The organism is Marinobacter sp. NFXS9 (assembly GCF_040148665.1).
Lineage (GTDB): Bacteria > Pseudomonadota > Gammaproteobacteria > Pseudomonadales > Oleiphilaceae > Marinobacter_A > Marinobacter_A mangrovi.
In genome coordinates this window covers 712,401-731,075 of sequence record NZ_JAGDDW010000001.1, presented here as the reverse complement: position 1 = coordinate 731,075, position 18,675 = coordinate 712,401, and the positions used below count along the sequence as shown (strand labels likewise).

At 51.2% G+C, this 18,675-nt stretch carries 14 protein-coding genes; 12 read left to right on the top strand and 2 right to left on the bottom strand.

Going from position 1 to position 18,675, the window contains the following annotated elements; genetic code table 11:
• Positions 1 to 173 precede the first annotated feature (173 nt).
• Genes J3364_RS03145 through J3364_RS03135 form a run of 3 tightly spaced genes read left to right on the top strand, consistent with a single transcriptional unit; the run spans position 174 to position 3,248 of the window.
• Entirely contained in the window at positions 174 to 1,298 is a 1,125-nt protein-coding gene (locus J3364_RS03145) for a glycosyltransferase family 4 protein (protein WP_349556624.1), read from the top strand.
• Positions 1,295 to 2,656 (top strand): O-antigen ligase family protein, encoded by a 1,362-nt coding sequence (locus J3364_RS03140; RefSeq protein ID WP_349556622.1) that lies wholly within the window; start codon positions 1,295 to 1,297, stop codon positions 2,654 to 2,656. Before J3364_RS03145 ends, J3364_RS03140 begins: the two co-directional genes overlap by 4 nt.
• Before the next feature lie 16 nt (positions 2,657 to 2,672).
• Positions 2,673 to 3,248 carry an acyltransferase family protein gene (locus J3364_RS03135; protein ID WP_349556620.1) on the top strand — a complete coding sequence of 192 codons (576 nt, stop codon included), beginning with the start codon at positions 2,673 to 2,675 and terminating at the stop codon, positions 3,246 to 3,248.
• Between the two features lie 410 nt (positions 3,249 to 3,658).
• On the opposite strand, the gene J3364_RS03130 is transcribed toward J3364_RS03135, so the two are convergent.
• Positions 3,659 to 4,657 carry a glycosyltransferase family 2 protein gene (locus J3364_RS03130; RefSeq protein WP_349556619.1) on the bottom strand — a complete coding sequence of 333 codons (999 nt, stop codon included), beginning with the start codon at positions 4,655 to 4,657 and terminating at the stop codon, positions 3,659 to 3,661.
• Positions 4,658 to 4,783: 126 nt separating this feature from the next.
• On the opposite strand from J3364_RS03130, the gene J3364_RS03125 reads away from it, so the two are divergent.
• Together J3364_RS03125 and J3364_RS03120 are read left to right on the top strand one after the other, a co-directional pair.
• The gene (locus J3364_RS03125) at positions 4,784 to 5,749 is read left to right on the top strand and encodes a glycosyltransferase family 2 protein (protein ID WP_349556617.1); all 966 of its coding nucleotides are present in this window, start codon (positions 4,784 to 4,786) and stop codon (positions 5,747 to 5,749) included.
• A gap of 36 nt (positions 5,750 to 5,785) precedes the next feature.
• Entirely contained in the window at positions 5,786 to 6,730 is a 945-nt protein-coding gene (locus J3364_RS03120; protein ID WP_349556615.1) for a glycosyltransferase family 2 protein, read from the top strand.
• Positions 6,731 to 6,755: 25 nt separating this feature from the next.
• Here J3364_RS03120 and J3364_RS03115 read toward each other — a convergent pair whose 3' ends face one another.
• The gene (locus tag J3364_RS03115) at positions 6,756 to 8,285 is read right to left on the bottom strand and encodes an oligosaccharide flippase family protein (protein ID WP_349556614.1); all 1,530 of its coding nucleotides are present in this window, start codon (positions 8,283 to 8,285) and stop codon (positions 6,756 to 6,758) included.
• 250 nt (positions 8,286 to 8,535) lie between these two features.
• Here J3364_RS03115 and J3364_RS03110 point away from each other — a divergent pair, with 250 nt between their 5' ends.
• From J3364_RS03110 to J3364_RS03080, 7 genes are all read left to right on the top strand, one after another.
• A complete protein-coding gene (locus J3364_RS03110; RefSeq protein ID WP_349556612.1) occupies positions 8,536 to 10,632 on the top strand; it encodes a type VI secretion system Vgr family protein in 2,097 nt (698 codons plus the stop codon).
• The gene (locus J3364_RS03105; protein WP_349556610.1) at positions 10,604 to 11,368 is read left to right on the top strand and encodes a DUF4123 domain-containing protein; all 765 of its coding nucleotides are present in this window, start codon (positions 10,604 to 10,606) and stop codon (positions 11,366 to 11,368) included. Before J3364_RS03110 ends, J3364_RS03105 begins: the two co-directional genes overlap by 29 nt.
• 78 nt (positions 11,369 to 11,446) lie before the next feature.
• A complete protein-coding gene (locus J3364_RS03100) occupies positions 11,447 to 14,899 on the top strand; it encodes a hypothetical protein (RefSeq protein ID WP_349556608.1) in 3,453 nt (1,150 codons plus the stop codon).
• A 66-nt stretch (positions 14,900 to 14,965) separates the two neighbouring features.
• Positions 14,966 to 15,985, top strand: a complete 1,020-nt coding sequence (locus J3364_RS03095; protein ID WP_349556606.1) for a hypothetical protein — start codon at positions 14,966 to 14,968, stop codon at positions 15,983 to 15,985.
• A gap of 244 nt (positions 15,986 to 16,229) precedes the next feature.
• Entirely contained in the window at positions 16,230 to 16,418 is a 189-nt protein-coding gene (locus J3364_RS03090) for a hypothetical protein (RefSeq protein WP_349556604.1), read from the top strand.
• A gap of 496 nt (positions 16,419 to 16,914) precedes the next feature.
• Positions 16,915 to 17,427 carry a hypothetical protein gene (locus J3364_RS03085; protein ID WP_349556602.1) on the top strand — a complete coding sequence of 171 codons (513 nt, stop codon included), beginning with the start codon at positions 16,915 to 16,917 and terminating at the stop codon, positions 17,425 to 17,427.
• Positions 17,428 to 17,555: 128 nt separating this feature from the next.
• The gene (locus tag J3364_RS03080) at positions 17,556 to 18,575 is read left to right on the top strand and encodes a hypothetical protein (protein WP_349556600.1); all 1,020 of its coding nucleotides are present in this window, start codon (positions 17,556 to 17,558) and stop codon (positions 18,573 to 18,575) included.
• The last annotated feature ends 100 nt before the right edge of the window (positions 18,576 to 18,675 follow it).

Sequence of the window (18,675 nt, the reverse complement as noted above, 5' to 3'; positions counted from 1 at the left end):
TGATATTCTATAATAAAGCAGTGATTGTTTGAAGGTTTTTATGGCAGGTTGTTTTTTTAGGTGCCTATCATTGAAATCTCTGGCAACAGCGTTTCTCGTGTGTTGGCTTTGCGGCGTATTATCTGTAATTCTAAGCTCACAAACTCCGACAGCAAGGAAGAAAGGGATTTTCTGTGGAAGCAAAAATTAAAGTTCTATTAGTTGTGCGCTGGCCAGTTGGCGGAATTAGGACGTTTCTCAAGTATACGTTTAATTATTTCCCCTTGAACAATATTGAATTTACTCTTTTGACGATAAATTCAGAAGGTGGGCGTTTACTCGAATCCGATATATCAAAAAAAATAGTCAATAGTGAGCTTGTGGCTGATGACAAAGATCAGCTAATGAATATGTCTAAACTGATTTGGCATTACGCTAGAAAGGGTGATATAGACATTATTCATGCGCATGGCTTTACAGCAGCTGCGGTATCGTTCCTACCTTCAATCTTGTCTCGCACTAAATTGATATTAACATCTCACGATGTTTTGAATGAGTCGCAGTTTGCTGGGTTTGTGGGTTCTATAAAGCGATTATTTATCTCTAAAGTACTTGGTCGATGCGAGGTCGTGCATTCTGTTTCTAATGATGCGGAAAAGAATCTTTTTAGCTTTTTTCCATCTCTCAATAAAAAGCGTAGTGTAGTTATAAAAAATGGAATAGATTCTCTTCATTTTTATGAGTCTAAAGCTGTTGATTTGAAAAAAGAATTTGGTTTATCTGAAAAATCAATCATAATAGGATTTTTTGGTCGGTTCATGCGTCAAAAGGGTTTTAGGGTCCTCGTAGATGCTGTTGATTATTTGTCGAAAAATAAAGGTTTAGATAATCTTCATGTTCTATGTTTTGGCTCGGGAGCCTTTATTCGGGAGGAGCAAGCTTATGTGGCAAGCAAAATGTTATTGAAGAACTTTACATTTGCTCCGTTCGCGTCGGATGTATCTGCGGTTATGAAAGGTTGCGATTTAATTGCTATGCCTTCACTTTGGGAAGCTTGTCCCCTTCAACCAATGGAGGCTCTTTGTAGTGGCGTTCCATTTGTAGGCTCTAGATGCATGGGGCTTCGGGAGGTTATCGAAGGAACTCCGGCAATAGTGGTCGATGTTAATGATTGTCAGTCTCTCGCTAAAGGAATAGAAAAATGCCTTAAAATTGGGAACGGACCGTTCCTGGAATATCAAAAAGAAGCATTAGAAAAATATAAAATAGAGTCTTCAGCCAAAGCCCTGCAGAATATGTATCGAGAGGTAGCCGGATGACTAGGAAGCTTGCAGGGAAGTCTTTCTCACTTGAAGCCGGAGCTGCTTTAGAAGCTGCAACTGCGCTTCCTTTTAAGTTATACGTTGTTTACTTGATAAGTTTTTTTATTCATCTTCCGGAAAGAATTGCGCCTTTGGGGTTAATTCGATTCGACTTCATATTAGTATTGTTGATCACTTATCTGATTTTTGCATCAAAGGTCTCTACTGGACCCAAACTAGACTCAGCCTCGAAGTATCTCTTTGCGATATTTGTATACGCTATAGTTACACTCCCTATTGTTGAGTGGCCTGGATCGGTAATTAATCGTGGTTTGATAGAGTTTATAAAAGGAGCAATTTTCTATTTCTTCACCGTTAATTTAGTCGTCTCAGAAAGAAGATTAAAGGTTGTAGTATATGTGTTTGTTGTATGTAATTTAATTCGCATTATAGAGCCTCTAATTTTAAATCTTACTATGGGCTATTTGGGTTCTGAGACCTATTTGGGCGATGGTGATTTTGCAGGTCGTTTAGCGGGTGCGCCTTCCGATACCATTAACCCCAATGGTTTGGCTTTTGTGATAGCGACAGTGTTTCCGTTTTTACATTATGTAGTGTCACCAATAAATAAAAAGATGTTCTTTTTATACGTAATTTCGGTACCTGTTCTGCTCTATACTATGGGGCTAACGTTGTCCCGCTCGGGGGCACTTGCAATTGCAATAATTGCGTTTGGTGTCTTTGTAAAAAGCAAAAGAAAGCTTTTGCTTTCTTTGATTGGTGTTGCAGGTGTTATAGTTATAACAATGTCGTTAAACGATATACAAAAAGATAGATATATGTCATTGGTTAGTCACGACACCAGACAATCTGCGTCTGCTGAAGGCCGTATTGATGGTTGGTGGCGCGATTTTCGCGTTGCTATGAACCGCCCCATTGTGGGACACGGACTGGGAACCTCCAGAGAAGCAAACTGGAATGTTGCTGGCAAAGATCAGATATCTCATATCTTATGGGCTGAGGTATGGCAAGAAATTGGCTTTATCGGTCTAGTTTTGTTTATATTGTATCTTGTTTCGATGATTAAAAATTTTAGGCTAGCAGGTAAATATGTATCTTCTTTTAGTAAAGATGATTTTTTATATCGATCGGTTCAAGCAATGCAAGTTTGGCTGTTGATGAATATGTTATTTAGCTTGGCTAGCTTTGGTTTAAAAAGTTACGAATGGTATTTTTTTGGCGGGCTTTCGGTGGTTATCTATAAGCTTGCTAAATATAAGAGAGATTGCAATAGGAGTGAACAAATCTATGACGTAGTGAGCGAAACGGGGTTCGATAGATTTCCTCTTATAAAGCGACTAAAAGAATATAAATAGTTCTGGAACCAATCACATGAGAGCAAAGGATCGTGCCATAGAAACCTTGAGAGCAATAGCTATAATTCTTGTGGTGGCGTTGCACATAACCAATGATGGTCCGCTGGACCAAGCTCGATCGTTTTATGATTATTTTGCATATACTTTTCAAAATATCAGATTGCCTCTGTTTACAGTGATTTCGGGTTATTTATACGGATTAAGGCCGGCATACTCCGGGGTTTATTCGACTTTTGTTTTAGGTAAGATCCGTAGAATTATTGTTCCACTCGTGACCGTGGTTACCCTCGAAATTGTTGCAAAATCGTTTCTTCCTGGTGTGACGGAGAAAGCTTCGATTGATCAACTATTTTATGCAATAGTTTATCCTTACGAACATTTTTGGTTTTTGCAGGTGATCTTTTTAATATTTCTCTTTGTAGGTTTTTTGGATAAGTTAGATATAATAAATTCCTTTTCAATTTGGGGTATTTTATTTATTTTTAGCTGCTGTATATATGTATTCTATCCTTTTCTTGATATTGATTTGCCTATATTTTCCTTGGGTACAACAAGTTACCTATTGCCATTTTTTTCTTGGGTTATGGAATAGCGAGATTCGATGAAGATATGTTTTCGGAAAATCGTAGTTTTTTATGGTTAGCGTTGTTTTTGATATCTTTTCTGATCCAGCAATATGTATGGTTTGAGGGGCATGCCGAATTTGCATCTAAACGTTCTTTTTTGGGGTTGATCGTATCGGTTGCTGGATGTGCTACTCTATTCGTTTTTAGACGGCCGGTTCTGGGACTTTCTACATTAGGGTCGTTTGCCTTTACAATATATCTGTATCAAGGGTTTGGTTCGGCTCTTGGTCGAAGAGCTGGCTCTATTTTCTTTGAATCTAATCCGCATATGTATTTTATATGTGTGATTGCAATTACAATAGCTTTCGGTGTTGTTGTCGATGTTGCTGTTTCTAAAATCCCTAAAGTGAGGAAGCTAATGCTAGGCGTTAGGTAGTTATCCGTTTTTTTTAAGTAATTTTTTAGTTTTCCGCATTTTTCCCAATAAATTTTGCCCCAAAGATATTTTCATCAGTAATGATAAACTGTTTTTAGAAGGGTAATGTGCTATTGATCTGAAAATGCTTTTGAGTGCAGATAGATGATTGCCGCTGTTAACCTGCTCGCAAGCTATATCATGGTAGTTTTTTGATATCAGTTTTCTTATATTTAATTTAAATTCTCTATTTATATTTCCTTGGAATTTAGTTGTCGAGCTATTTTTGAGCTGACGTTCTAATACTTTGATTTTGTTAGTTGCTCGTTTTGTCGCATTGCCACTAGATATACTGTTTTGGTGAACTCGGTATTCATGATATTCATTGCTTAGATAAATAATATTGTATCTTTTTGCGATTTCAAACCACATGTCTCGATCATCGCCATTCTGTATTTCTTCGTCAAAATAGCCCACATCAAGAAAGATGCTTTTGGGTATTACTACGCCCGAAGTACCAATAAAATTCTGTTTTGAAAGATATAGCCATGGTTCTGGTGCGGGCAATCTAAAGACAGCTTTTTTTGGATTGTTTTGAATTTTTTTTATGAAGCTATAACTGTCTAAAAAGCGATTTCTAAGCGTATTTCCATGCTCGTCAATTGTTTTGAAGTTGGTGAATAGTAGGCCTGAGTCTGGATGCTCACTTAACGCCGCCAGTGAATCCTCGATTTTTCCGGGAAGCATTATGTCATCTGAATCAAAGAGAAAAATATACTCTCCTCTTGCCGCGGCTATCCCTCTGTTCCTCGGAGATGCCGGCCCACCACTGTTTGGTTGCCAGATGTAGCGAATGCGTTTATTTAGGTACAAACTTACAAGGTCTTTGGTATTGTCTGTCGAACCATCGTCAACGATTATAATTTCATCCTGTTCAGTCAACTGAGGCAAGATACTTTCAATTGTTTCAGGCAGCGTCGATGCTGCATTATAGGAGGGGATGATGACGCTGGCTCTCATAAGTCCTTTCCGTGAGTAAGCGTTATTCCAGTAGGCCGTGTCTAGCTGATACCTTCAATAAGGTCGGCAAAAGGGCGCTCATGCTGTACACCCTCAAGCTCGTACCTTGTGCAAGGATTAGAGGGAATGCGTATGAAGCTTTCCATTGTAATCCCAGCCTATAATGCCTCAAATACCATCCAACGAACACTTGAATCGGTGTTGCCCGCTGTTGGTGATCAGTGCGAAGTGCTGATTGTTGATGACGGGTCGACAGATGCCCTTGCCGAAGTGCTCAAGCCCTATATAGACGGAGTGGGGGTTCGATTGATTCGTCAACCGAACTCTGGTGGACCAGCCTCTCCAAGGAATCGAGGGATCGCTGAAACCACCGGCGATTATGTGCTTTTCCTCGATGCCGACGATGTTGTCGTTACGGATGAAATCGAGCCGACATTACAACTGTTAGAACAGCATCCTGACGTTAGCATGATCTGCGGAAACTTCGACGTTACCGATGCTCAGCTTTCGACTCGCATTTCCAGAAATATCGATCGTTACACAACGTTCCTGTCTGTTCTTCATGAGCGCGCGGGTCCGAACGCCTGGAAAATCCCCGGTGAAACGGCGGTATCTGTATTGCTGCAAACCAATTTTGTGGGTACATCGAGCGTTATTGCACGCCGTTCTTCGCTGGAGGTGGTTGGCGCTTTTGACGAGACGCTTAGGAACCTGGACGACCGGGACATGTGGATTCGTCTCTCCCAGGCCGGCCCAATCCTTTACAGGGAACGGGTGTTTTACAAATACCGGGACTCCGCGGGTAGCGTTTCAAAGCAGCGTCAGCTGGAGCAGTGCTGCGAGAGGGCGGCGGTGGCTAAAAAGGTGATTCGTAGTACCAAATCGTCCCGAATTAAGCAGTTAGCTCGCCGTTGTCGATCACAGAACCAGCTCAAGATGGGCTATATTTTGTTTCATGAGCGGGCGCAATCACGCCAGGCTTTTGGGGCTTTCAGTGCATCGTTTCTTGATCGCCCCAATTTGGCTGCGTTTAAGGGCATGCTGAAGTCTTTGCTTCCCAGACGCATGTATCAATTGATGGTGCGCACCTAACTGACGCTATCCCTTGGGGATAGGGGAGGTCGGCAAATGACAGCGGATCGTCCTGTGGTAAGTGTCTGCATAGCGGCCTTCAATGCAGAGCCGTATCTGGAGGAGACGGTGGCCAGTGTCCAGGCGCAAGGCGTTGAAGCGCTTGAGATGATTATTGTCAATGATGGTTCAACGGATGGAACGTTGAGTCTGGCGCACAGGCTCTCTGAAGCCGACGATCGGATCATCGTGGTCGATCAACCTAACAGTGGCTCCTGTGTCGCCCGTAATACGGCTTTTGAGCGGGCGAGAGGTCAGTACATTTGCACGCTTGATGCGGATGATATCTGGCCGGCTGGCAAACTGACCGACCAGTTGTCTCTCCTTGAAAAGCATCCTGACTCCATCGTCATTGGTGGCGTGAAGCGATTTCGTGATAAAGACGGAGCGCGAGTCTGGGGCGAAGAGACCCTACCGTTCCATGCGGCGGACCGAAAGGAATATCTCAAGCATCTGCTGTCCATGCCGGATGTCGAGAAGGTTCTATTGAATACGCTGTGTGCTCCAGCAGGCTTTATTCAAGCCAATAATTGGGATCCCGAATTCCGAACCGGGCACGACTGGGAGGTCTGGATTCGGCTGGCGTACAAACATCCATTTATTCACGTGCCGCAGATTTACCAGTTTTATCGCAAGCACCCGATCAGTACGACCAAGCGAAACCGGGTACGCATGGTGGGAGACTGCCAGTTGAAGGTCATCGAACGCCATGGCCCCACAATCTGCGACTCCCGGAGCGAATTGAACCGTGTTGCAGCCGAATGCGCCATGCACTTTGCGGTAACGTCGCTGTATATGGGTAATAAACGGGATTCGCTTTATTTCCTGTGGCGAGCGTTGGCTGCGGGCGGCGTTCCGCTGCTTTCGAAGCGGTTTTACGCCGTTCTATTGAAGTTAATTGCGACCGCGGCATGGCGTAGTCGATCACCGCAAACGGGTTAGTCGGCCAGGGCAGGCGGGGACGACTTCAAGTACCTTTATTACCCTCGAGTCGACGAAAGCCTTGCCAGAGAAGCTGTTTTTCCCGGTCGTTGAGAACGAACAGCCAGAGCATTCCCAAATAGATCACACTGAATCCGATGATTTCGAACAAGACATGGGGAATACTCACCCTAAGGTCCATATATTCATTCAGCGAGTAGCCCATGACTGCCAGCGTCAGTATCGGCAGCAGTGGCTTGGCCACGGTCGTGTACAGGAGCGACACGGGCAAACGACTGTGTTGAGCCACGTAGCTCGGCTGCAAGATGGTTCGTGTGAACGTGAAAGGCAGCGATATGGCCAAGGAGGCCGCCAGCAAGGGATTTGGAATGAAGGTGATAAAGATTGGAATGAGTATCAACGAGGCGATGGTTTCAATCACAGAGACCAGGGCTTGATAGCGATTTTTAGCCATCGCAAACAGGACGTTACTGAAAGGGTTGGTAATAAAGACAATCATCCGGCCTGTCAGGAGAATGACAAGGACCAGGTAGGCGTCTTCGGCATTGAACTTGGATCCCATCCAGACTCTGATGACATCCTCCCCAAATAGTACGCCGCCTGACAGCATCAGACCCGCAACGATGGTGTTCAGGCGCAGGAACATGACAACTTTTTGCTTGAGAGCGTCGTCGTCTTGCTGTGCAAAGGCTTCGGTATAGAGCGGCAGCGTGAAACCGAACGCCTTGTTGAGCAATTGGTTCGCATAATCCACCAGTCGCACGCCCACATAATAGACGGTCAATGTTGCCGGTGAAGTGAAAGCCGCCACCAGCCAGACATCGCCCCGTTCCTTGAGCAGCCTTGCCAGATCCATAAGAAAGGTCCAGGCGCTGAACCCGAAGATTTCCTTGAGTGTTCCCTTATCGACGCTTCGAAAGTGAACTGATACCTCTGGTTCCAGGTAGCGTGCGATATAACGAAACACGAAATTTGACAGGAAAGACGACAGAAACTGGACCAGGGCTATCGCGATTAACTGATAGCCGGCGAACAGGAGATAGGCGACGACAAGTGTGCTTAGTATCTTGAAAGCGATTCGAGAGTAGGACATCAAGTCCTGACGGAGATGATATCCGGCAATTCCGGCGTAACTCTTGAAAGGAAACTCGATGGCGATATTGAGCCCGACGATCACAATCAGAATGCGGACCAGCTCTATGTTCTCGGGATTCTTGACGATCAGGGAGGAGGCGAAGGCAATAACGACACTGGTCAGAAATATAAATATAGCCAGGACGGAATAGATAGCGAACGCTGTTGACACAATCTGGCTGGCACGTTTGCGGTCATTCTGCCCCAATGCATAGGACACGAAGCGAGTGACACTGGATGCCATCCCGATATCAAACAGGTAAAGCGAGCTGACAATGCTACCGATTACGATCCAGATGCCGTAAAGATCCTCTCCCAGAATCCGGATCATGAGCGGCATCATGATGAGACCAGTCACAATGGCTATTACGGTCTCTAACGTCCGTGCAAATGAACTGGCCACAAATCGCTTCGCACGCATGTACTGCTTTCCCTGTCCGGTGCCTGAAAGAAGGGCAGTATAGCGCACTCGCGTGTTTATGCGTGGTGCCCAAACAGGGGACTGTGATGCGCGTAACCGGCTATGACGAAAAAAGGGGCTGATCCTGCGATCAGCCCCTTTTTAGGTCGGGTGGTGGGTCTGGACTTTCCGGCTGACCCTATTATATGGTCGGCGGAATGTCATCGTCGTTTCGCCCAGGATGGGCGTCGTGTTTTTCAAGGAAGAGATCATGTCCCTACCTACCGGCCTGCAGTTCACGGCCCGCCTTGGGGCGTTGCCCGAAGATACCTTTGTTGTGGCCGCCTTCGAGCTGAAAGAAGCTCTATCCCGACCGTTTAAATTGACCCTCAAGCTGGCCAGCACCTTTGCCGACATCGCGGCGACTGATGTCCTGGATCAGGGCGTGGAGCTGGTGGTCTGGCAGGACGGCCAGGCCCTGCGCAACGTGCAGGGGATCGTCACCGCCTTCAGCCGGGGCGACAGCGGCCACCGCCGCACCCGTTATGAAGTGGAAGTGCGACCCGCCCTGTGGCGCCTGGGGCTGATGCACAACAGCCGCATCTTCCAGCAGCAGACTCCGGATGTGATTCTCGGCACCCTGCTGGACGAACGGGGGCTTGTGGACAAGACCTTTGATCTGAAGCGCACACCCCAGGAACGGGAGTACTGCGTCCAGCACCGGGAAACGGATCTGGCGTTCCTGTCCCGGATCGCCGCCGAGGAAGGCTGGCATTACCGGTTCGATCAGGCGACCGCCGGTCAGCCCATTGTGATCGCCGATCACCACCGGGATGCGCCGCAACTGCCGGAAGTGGGTTACAACGCCACCTCAGGCGGTTCCCACAAGACCCCCTGCGTCTTTAAATTCAGCTACACCGAGACCGTCTCCGTCGCCGGCGTGGCCCTGAAGGACTACACCTTCAAGAACCCCGCCTACGCGTTGATGCACGAGGCCAATGCGGCGGACCTGGACAGCCAGCGCAGCGACTACGAGCACTACGACTACCCGGGCCGGTTCAAAGGTGATGCCTCCGGCCAGCCCTACACCGAAGCGAGACTGGACAGCCTGCGCAAGGACGCCAGCCTCGGAAGTGGCGAGAGCAACCGCCCGGACTTCAGCGCCGGGGCCAAGGTGACCCTCAATGGCCACAGCACCGACAGCCTCAACCGGGACTGGCTGATCACCACCGTCAAACACACCGGCAAACAGCCCCAGGCGCTGGAAGAGGAAGGCGGTTCCGAGCCCACCACCTACAGCAACACCTTCAAGAGTGTGCCCGGGGACACCGCCTGGCGGCCGGAGCCGCCCCAGCGGCCGATCATGGACGGTCCCCAGATCGCCATCGTCACCGGCCCCCAGGGCGAGGAGATCCACTGCGATGAACATGGCCGGGTCAAGGTAAGGTTCCCCTGGGACCGCTATTCCCAAAACGACGAACACAGCAGCGCCTGGCTGCGGGTCAGCCAGGGCTGGGCCGGCGGCAGCTACGGCTTCATGACCCTGCCGCGCATCGGCCACGAGGTCATCGTCTCCTTTCTGGACGGCGATCCGGACCAGCCGATCATTACCGGGCGCACCTATCACGCGACCAACACGCCGCCCTACGCGCTGCCGGAGCACAAGACCCGAACGACCCTGAAAACCCAGACCCACAAGGGCGAGGGCTCCAACGAGCTGCGCTTCGAGGACGAGGCGGACAAGGAACAGATCTACGTCCACGCCCAGAAGGACCTGGACCTGCTGACCGAGAACGACCGCACCGAGGTGGTCCACCACAACAGCCACCTCACCGTGGACAACGACCGCTACGCCCACATCAAGGCCAATGACCACAGCACCATTGATGGGGAAAAGCGAGAGAAGGTGGGCCAGGACCACAGCTTCGACGTTACCGGAACGATCCACCTGAAGGCCGGCACCGCCTGGCTCAGCGAATCCGGCCAGGAACTGCACATCAAGGCTGGCCAGAAAGCCGTCATCGAAGCCGGCGCCGAAATCACCCTCAAAGGCGGCGGCAGCTTCGTCAAGATCGATCCCAGCGGCGTGGCCCTGAGTGGGCCGGCGATTAACCTCAATGCGGGTGGTTCGCCTGGGAGTGGGTCGGGGCAGGGTGCAAAAGCGCCGGGCGTGCCCTCGCTTTTGAGCGGCATGGCGGCGTCTGCTGCTCCGGCGGCATTGGCTGAAGTCGGGCAACGAATCAATGCGGAAGCCGTTGAGGCAAATGACTTGCTCACGGCAGCCGCGGGACGCGTCCCGGCAATGCAAACATGTCAGAAGAAAAAGGATGGAACCTGCAATGCCGAGAATTGCGCCTGTGTTGCCTGAAACAACTGAAAGCGTTGGATTCGAAGCAGCGGCACGTCGCTTCGGTGTTGATCGCGGGCAGCGTTGCCTCCTGCTCGTGGACGCCGCGCAGTTTGAAGAGAATGTCATCCTGCAACGGCTTTATGACCTGGACGACACGCCGGACTGGTGCTGGCTGTTTGAAAGCAGCGAACTGGCAACTCACGCAGAGGCTGGCCCCCTGGTTGTAAACACCAGGACCAATAGCCGTCTGGTCCAGCATGCGATAGCCGAGTGGGCGAATAGCGGCTTGCTCCTGCTGGTTGCTGACCAGCCGAGAGACACGCTGCTTAAGGGCTTGAGAACGGCGCTGACCGCCAACCTGCAAACCTTCGGCCCCACGGTTCTACGAGCCTACGACACGCGGTTCCTCCAGGTCATGAAGGCTTGCCAGCCAGAGCGCTTGTCGGCGATGGTTGGACCGGACACCACTTGGCTATGGTCTGTTGATTTACTGGAATCCGTGGAATGGACAGGGCACCGAAGCTTGGACTCGGTGCCGTCCACGTCCGGATTCCATGATCGGGCGTTCGAACGCATGCTCGGCTGGGTATCCGGTTGGACCGCGTGCGCAAGGACGATGCCAGCGGGACGCAGCGCGAGTGCCGAGGACCTGGCGGCTTTTGTCGCGGCCCAATATCGGTCGGGAAAAGATATGCCTGAAGAAGAGACACCCCTGGAAACCCTATGGCAGCAGTACGAGCGTGTCAGTGCCTGATTTTCCAGCGGCGCAATGGATGTGAATGTCAGCCTGCCTGAATCACGGCAGGCCCATGGATGAAAAGGAAAGCGTAGTATGCCAGCGGTACAAGCGGCTTCATGCAAACCCTCAACGACCTTTTGGCTGGAGCTGACGGGCGAGAAGTCGCTGGACAGCCATCAATACGCCCTGGTGAACAAGGAGGGGGAGGGCGGCGAAACGATTCAGCTTGCGCCATCTTCCGAATATAAAGGCCGAAGAGGCCCGATCCTGGCCGCTGAAATCTGTGAATCAAAACCGCGATCACTCGTCTTGCAGCTTGAGGGCAAGGAAACCATCGAGCTCACGCTGATTCCGCAGGAGCAAATGGGTCCCCATGACCTGAAGGCGCCCCAACGGAATGATCAGGACAACCTGATGGTTTCCGTCCATCCCACCCTGTTTTGTGATTCCGGCGAGTTAACTCAATCCAGGCCGGTGACAGGCTATAACGAAAGCATCCCCGGCCCCATGCGCACAGGATGGGTCTATGTGTTCTTCAACGGCCGTCTGTGGCGGGAACTGCTGGTCCAAACGACTGAAAAGGCTGCTCCAACCTTTAAGGATACGAATCTGTCGTCTGCTCGCTCCGAAGACGGCACATTGCAGAGCGAACGGTTACCCACGGGCCCTGAGCTGGATGTCATCCATGTCCCCGCCAAGCTATTGGGAAAGACGGTTTATGACAAGGTCTTCCTGGCGTTCAGCGAAGTTCAGTGGTCACCAGCCTACATCGCGGAACTGGAAGGAAGCGAAACCTATCTCAAGGAACGGTGCCGCGGTGCCACTGCGATAAAAGCCTTCCTCGAACGCCAGCCCAGTTCGCTCTACAACGACTGGAAAATCATAGACGACCTTCCTCCCATGAGAGCACGGGACCATGCGCTGGAAATGGATGTGCCCCAGACGAGCGAATGGCTGATAAGCGTGGATGGATCAAAGGTGTCGTCAGCGCGCCAGGCACTTATTGAACAGCGCAATGCCATTGAACAGGATCAGGATGTTGTTGAGGCGGACTACTATATCGGTGGACCGTCATTGTATCCGCGTTGGCGCCTGTTGCACCTCAACGGGGAAGACATCCCGGATATTGAGGCAGGGCAGGACGTGCTGGGGAGCTTGCGGGGCAGGCATCTGTTAACGCTGCATTTGAGGGACCCTTTGCAAGCGGCGCGGCATCTGTCACAGCAAGTGAATGCCTCGATGGCATTCCTGCTTGCGATGGTGAACAACATCAAGAAGCGCCCATTCGGCATCACAGCGGAACTGTTCCACAACAGCTTCCGTCGGGAAACCTTTCCAGACGGTTCGAGGAACCCGCTGTACATTGAAGAAAGCTGGATGGATAGCCGTATTGATTACACCGATGCCGGGCGATTGAAACGGACGGTGTACGATCTCGAGCGGCGTGCTGTAAGAGCGTTCTTGGCCGAGTCCCAGGGAGCCATTGCCCGGTTGTTGCGGGACGAGCGCCCGGAGAACCTGACTTCGGTCATGCGAGACTTGTTCTCGCTGGAGCCTGGCGACGATATTGCCGGACTGCTCCATAGCGACGCCTTGCTGCAGGCCATATCGCTAAATATGGATGGCGTCGATCCGCTTCGTTTACCCCAGGAAACGGCCAGCAGCAGCGGCGAAGAACCGCAGTCTCTTGCGTTGGCGATTGCGACCGGCGACCATCCTCTTGGTCCAATGATGCTACCGCATACAGCAACAAGCGACGCGTCGCGCATCGGTGATGCAACGCCGGCAAAACTGAGAGACATGGCCCAGGCGCTGGAAGACGCCGGCAGGGATATGCAAACCTTTGAGGCCAGTATCCTGCGTGACATGGCTGACAAGCAGGATGATGCAAAATCACCGGATACCACGGCCCAGGTCGTACTGACGAGAAGCACCTTCCGAACCGTATCGCCCATTGCAGGCAGCATCGCCAACTGGTGGTTATCCACGATCACCCGAGAGCTGAAAGCGTCCGGCAACGCCTTCAAAGTGCGGGCCGAACAGATTAAGGGGGCGTTTGAAGGATTTGCCGATGCGGCGATTCCGGGCCGCACGCGTGTTCAACTTGAGGGGGCTGACGATGGTCGGTGGTATGTCTTCCTGGAAACCGTGGACGAGCAAGGCAAGACATTGACGTCTGGGGCGGTAGCGGCTGGTTCATACCAATTTGCAGATGAGGGGGCGTTCAAAGGCAGCATCCAGAACAACCGAGTTGGGAATTGGCTACACCAGTCTGCGACTCATCCTATGGGCTTTCCCGGTATATTGGCGATTTTTGATGTCTGGAATCTAGTTTCGAAGTTTGAACAGTTTGGTAAGAAACCTGATCTGTGGAGTGCCACTTGGGCGTTTAGCGCATTTGCTGATTTAATCGTCAGTAGCGCCAACTTGATTTCATATTTTCCAACACGTTACGACTGGCAGAAGCAGTTTGTAGCAACACTACGAGGCAATGCCGAAAGCTTTAATTTAATTGCAAATAAAATTAATGCACGAAGTGGTAGTGCGGAAGCAGTTGCCAGAAACAGGCTCGGTGCTTTGGGTTGGGGCGCCGGTATGTTCCTCACCTGCTTGATGATGATAGATACAGGTAAACTCTTCTACAACGGTCGACGGCGTGAAGGCTTTGTCAAGCTGGCTCAAACGACTGCAACGGCTGCGATGGTTAATTCCGACATCATTGCAGCGCGAATCGTCACTCCAGTCGCCACCCGTGTGGTCGAGCATACAGCTGTCCAAGCTGTTTTGAGAAGCCTTCCCGGCCGGCTAGCCCTAGCCGCGGAGTGGACAGGTACTGTAACGTCTGGATGGATTCTGGCAGTTGGTTTTGGCGCTTATATGTGGTGTGAAAGCATCCGTTACGATGTTATGGATGACCCTGTAAGCGAGTGGTTACGCGCCGGACCGTTTTCTGGCGACCGGGGCGAGCAAAGCAAACTCTACAAGTCGGAGATGGAAGCCTATCTGGGATTGGTAAAAGCGATGACGCCTATCTCATTTGTCCAGATAGGTAGGCAGGATCTGAAAGGGTGGCTTGAAAGAAACAAGCTGGATGCGTGGTCGGATGAAGCGGCGGCGGTGCTGAGCTTTGCCAGCCCCGTATTTTCACTCACTGGCGAACCGGTTGATATTGAACTTGAACTCACCTGCCAGCAGAAACGTGTTCGCCAGAATCTGAATGATCGCTCTCGCTACTGGCACACTGAAACACTGCAAAGCGAAGAAGAGCAGTTGTCTACTTCGGACACCCCATCGCAATCCCAACCTCTCTACAAGGCGATTGAGGACCGGTATGACGATACCCGTCAGGCGATCGATTTCATGATTGGCAAGGCACAGCTGCCGGGATTGGTTGCCCGGTCCCGCGATGAGCGGGTTGAGACCACGTACAAAGTAAAACAGCTGACACTGAGTTTTAACGTAAAGGTCTGGGACCGTTCCCGAGAAGCGTATGTGGATCAAAAGGTTTCACACACGATGGAAGATCTGGATATTGAGCAAGGATAGGCAAGGTCCGCCACTCAATGGCTATGCGGAAACAGTCGAGATCAAAGATAGTGGAGGAACAGGGGTTTGACTGATCCTGAGAAGAGTGAACATAGCGGGGCTTCATACTCGGAAACGGCCTATCGCTCCGATGCCTTGCCGCGCCAGGCCCCGCTGAGTGATCCGGGTGGTTTTGCTCGCACCCTGGAAGGGCTGAATTTTGTCGAGCGGCTGCCTACTGGCAGTTACGCTGGTTTAGACGAGGACGTTAGCCCAGACGTTGTGAAGCATTTTCAGGATCGGGCACAAGGTGAAATGAACTTGGCAGGCCCTCCCTGGGATCATAAAGGGAAGCCGGCTAATCTCATTAAGACGCGCTGGGAAATTATACTAATGTTTGCCGGTACTCTTGGAGATAGGTTCGTTTTCGGTTTTTTTTCGTTCGCTTGTTTAGGCAGTTTTCTTATAGGCATATGCGTTGCTGATTTTTTTATTACATTGAAACTTTTTTCAATATTGTTTTTTGGTTTGGTAATTCTTCATATTACTTTTCGTTACCCCTTCATGTGGCTCTTGGAGCGCTATCCAGAGATCATGGTTCGCGATCTCGGTTGCGGCTTTTTCCGTACGACGGGAAAAATCAAATTCCGCACCTACTGGGGTAAGGAAACCTTCGAGGCCCCCTTCATCGAGTTCGATCCCTATATCGCCTATCACGTCCAACCGAATGGCCCGGTGAGCTATAAGCTGGTTCTTCGACATCGTTATCGAGGACGTCAGACGGAGGTGGTTACCGTTCCGCAGGGACGAAAGATCGAGCTCTATGCCGTCTGGGACCAGTTGCAACGCTACATGGACGTGAGCCAGCCCCTGCCGGATATCCCGGCCCTGGAAGCCTACCGGTCCCTCGACCCCACAACCGCCGCCTACGATGCGGCCGGCAAACGGGGCCGACCCGCGGACTACTGGGTCAAACTGGACCTGGACTGGTGGAAGCGGGAAGGGTATCCCGAGCACATGAAGAAGATCGCAGAATTCCCGTGGGGCAGCCTGGAAGACAAGATGGAAAAAAGCGTTCCTAATCTCCGGGAAGCGGCGATGGCCTGACTGTGGCTTTGGTCAGTGCGGCTCACTCCCCGGCGCACTGGTCGAGATTGAACTGGAGCTGACCTAAAGCCAGCGCCGCTATCGCATTGACGGTATTAACGGTGTTGGCGGCTGGGACACCACAACGCTCGAGAAGGACTCGGGGCAACTGGCCACACCGTCGGAAGCTGACACGGTAGCGTCGGGAGACGTCTCTCAAGCCATTGAAGTCAGGTATAACGAAAACCGTCAGGCCATCGATTTCATGATCGGCAAGGCCCAGCTTCCGGGCTTTACCGCCAAAGCACCCTCCGAACATGTCGAAACGGACTTTTCGGTCAAACGCCTAAAGCTGACGTTCGAGGTGGATGTCTGGCAGCGCGCCTCGGGCCAATACGAATCCCGTAAAGTCTCACACGTTATGGAGAACCTGGACATTGAGCGAATGCACTGACAGCGTTGAACAAGGGGATAGCCCCTATCGGGACACTGCGTTTCGGTCCGATGCCATCCCCCGTCAGGCTCCACTGAACGATCCCGGCGCTTTTGCCCGGGCTCTGGAAGGCTTGAACACGCTTGAACGGCTGCCCATGGGCAGCTATGCGGGCCTGGACGTTGATGTGAACCCAGAGGTGGTCGAAAGCTTTCAGGAGCGAGCTGCCGGTGAGGTGAGACTGGCGGGGCCACCTTGGAATCATGAGGTTAAACCAACAAATCTCATTAAAACTCGTTGGCAAATGATATTGCTATTCGCAGGGGGGCTTGCCGACCGGTTTGTGTTTGGTATTTTTGCTTTCTCTTGTCTTGGGAGTTTGCCCTTTTTAGTTCTTTATGGAATGGATCCACTGCTTGCTGCACGGTTTACAGTTTGGCCACTTCTTTGGCTAATAGGTCTCCACCTTTTCTTTCGACACCCCTTCACCTGGTACTTGGAGCGTCATCCGGAAGTCATGGTCCGGGACCTGGGTTGCGGTTTTTTCCGCACAACGGGCAAGATCAAATTTCGCACCTATTGGGGCAAGGAGACGTTTGAAGCCCCTTTTATCGAGTTTGATCCCTACATCACGTACCACGTTCAGCCCAATGGGCCAGTGGAGAACAAACTGATCCTGCGCCACCGTTATTCCGGCCACCAGACCGAGGTGGCCACGGTACCGGATAGCCGGCGGCATGAGCTATACGCCGACTGGGACCAGTTGCAACGCTACATGGACGTGAGCCAGCCCCTGCCGGACATTCCTGCCCTGGAAGCCTACCGGTCCCTCGACCCCACAACCGCCGCCTACGATGCGGCCGGCAAACGGGGCCGACCCGCGGACTACTGGGTCAAACTGGACCTGGACTGGTGGAAGCGGGAAGGGTATCCCGAGCACATGAAGAAGATCGCAGAATTCCCGTGGGACAGCCTGGAGGACAAGATGGAAGACAGTGTGCCGAATTTGCGCGAGGCCGCGATGGCCTGACTGAGGTCTCCGTCGAAAAGGTTTCACACGCCATGGATGATCTGGATATCGAGCAACTGTAGTCCTGGCCTGCATCTTGAGGGCATTGGGGAAACAGCTGATATCACAGATGGTGGAGGAACAGGGGTTTGACTGATCCTGAGAAGACCGAACATAGCGGGGCTTCATACTCGGAAACGGCCTATCGCTCCGATGCCTTGCCGCGTCAGGCTCCCCTGAGTGATCCGGGAGGGTTTGCCCGCGCCCTGGAAGGGATGAATTTTGTCGAGCGGCTGCCTACCGGCAGTTATGCTGGTTTGGATATTGATGTGGATCCTGATGCTGTTGAGCATTTTCAGGATCGGGCGCATGGCGGAATGAACCTGGCGGGGCCACCGTGGAATCATATATGCAAACCAAGCAATCTTATGAAAACTCGCTGGGAGTTAATATTGCTAATTGCGTCAAGCATGATTGATACGGTCATGTTTGGTTTTATAGTCGCAAGCTTTTTGCTTACGTTTGTATTGGTAATATTGGCTATCGGCTTTTTAGGTGCAGTACAAAAAATTGCATGGCCGCTAGCTATATTGATTTCACTTCGACTTTTCTTCAAATACCCTTTTGTTTGGTATCTAGAGCGAAACCCAGAAGTTATGGTTCGAGACCTAGGCTGCGGTTTTTTCCGTACGGCGGGAAAAATCAAATTCCGCACCTACTGGGGTAAGGAAACCTTCGAGGCCCCCTTCATCGAGTTCGATCCCTATATCGCCTACCACGTCCAACCCAATGGCCCGGTGAGCTATAAACTGGTTCTGCGACACCGTTATCGAGGACGTCAGACGGAGGTGGCTACCGTTCCACAGGGACGAAAGATCGAACTCTATGCCGTCTGGGACCAATTGCAACGCTACATGGACGTGAGCCAGCCCCTGCCGGATATCCCGGCCCTGGAAGCCTACCGGTCTCTCGACCCCACAACCGCGGCCTATGATGCCGCCGGTAAGCGGGGTCGACCTGCAGATTATTGGGTCACACTGGATCTGGACTGGTGGAAACGGGAAGGGTATCCGGAGCATATGAAAAAGATCGCAGAATTCCCGTGGGACAGCCTGGAGGACAAGATGGAAGACAGTGTGCCGAATTTGCGCGAGGCCGCGATGGCCTGACTGAGGTCTCCGTCGAAAAGGTTTCACACGCCATGGATGATCTGGATATCGAGCAACTGTAGTCCAGGCCTGCATCTTGAGGGCATTGGGGAAACAGCTG

What these genes read in the sequence shown, in the direction of transcription:
- J3364_RS03140 (WP_349556622.1), top strand. Translation starts at nt 1,295, where the DNA reads ATGACTAGGAAGCTTGCAGGGAAGTCTTTCTCACTTGAAGCCGGAGCT.
- J3364_RS03135 (WP_349556620.1), top strand. Translation starts at nt 2,673, where the DNA reads ATGAGAGCAAAGGATCGTGCCATAGAAACCTTGAGAGCAATAGCTATA.
- J3364_RS03130 (WP_349556619.1), bottom strand. Translation starts at nt 4,657, where the DNA reads ATGAGAGCCAGCGTCATCATCCCCTCCTATAATGCAGCATCGACGCTG.
- J3364_RS03125 (WP_349556617.1), top strand. Translation starts at nt 4,784, where the DNA reads ATGCGTATGAAGCTTTCCATTGTAATCCCAGCCTATAATGCCTCAAAT.
- J3364_RS03120 (WP_349556615.1), top strand. Translation starts at nt 5,786, where the DNA reads ATGACAGCGGATCGTCCTGTGGTAAGTGTCTGCATAGCGGCCTTCAAT.
- J3364_RS03115 (WP_349556614.1), bottom strand. Translation starts at nt 8,285, where the DNA reads ATGCGTGCGAAGCGATTTGTGGCCAGTTCATTTGCACGGACGTTAGAG.
- J3364_RS03110 (WP_349556612.1), top strand. Translation starts at nt 8,536, where the DNA reads ATGTCCCTACCTACCGGCCTGCAGTTCACGGCCCGCCTTGGGGCGTTG.
- J3364_RS03105 (WP_349556610.1), top strand. Translation starts at nt 10,604, where the DNA reads ATGCCGAGAATTGCGCCTGTGTTGCCTGAAACAACTGAAAGCGTTGGA.
- J3364_RS03100 (WP_349556608.1), top strand. Translation starts at nt 11,447, where the DNA reads ATGCCAGCGGTACAAGCGGCTTCATGCAAACCCTCAACGACCTTTTGG.
- J3364_RS03090 (WP_349556604.1), top strand. Translation starts at nt 16,230, where the DNA reads ATGATCGGCAAGGCCCAGCTTCCGGGCTTTACCGCCAAAGCACCCTCC.
- J3364_RS03085 (WP_349556602.1), top strand. Translation starts at nt 16,915, where the DNA reads ATGGTCCGGGACCTGGGTTGCGGTTTTTTCCGCACAACGGGCAAGATC.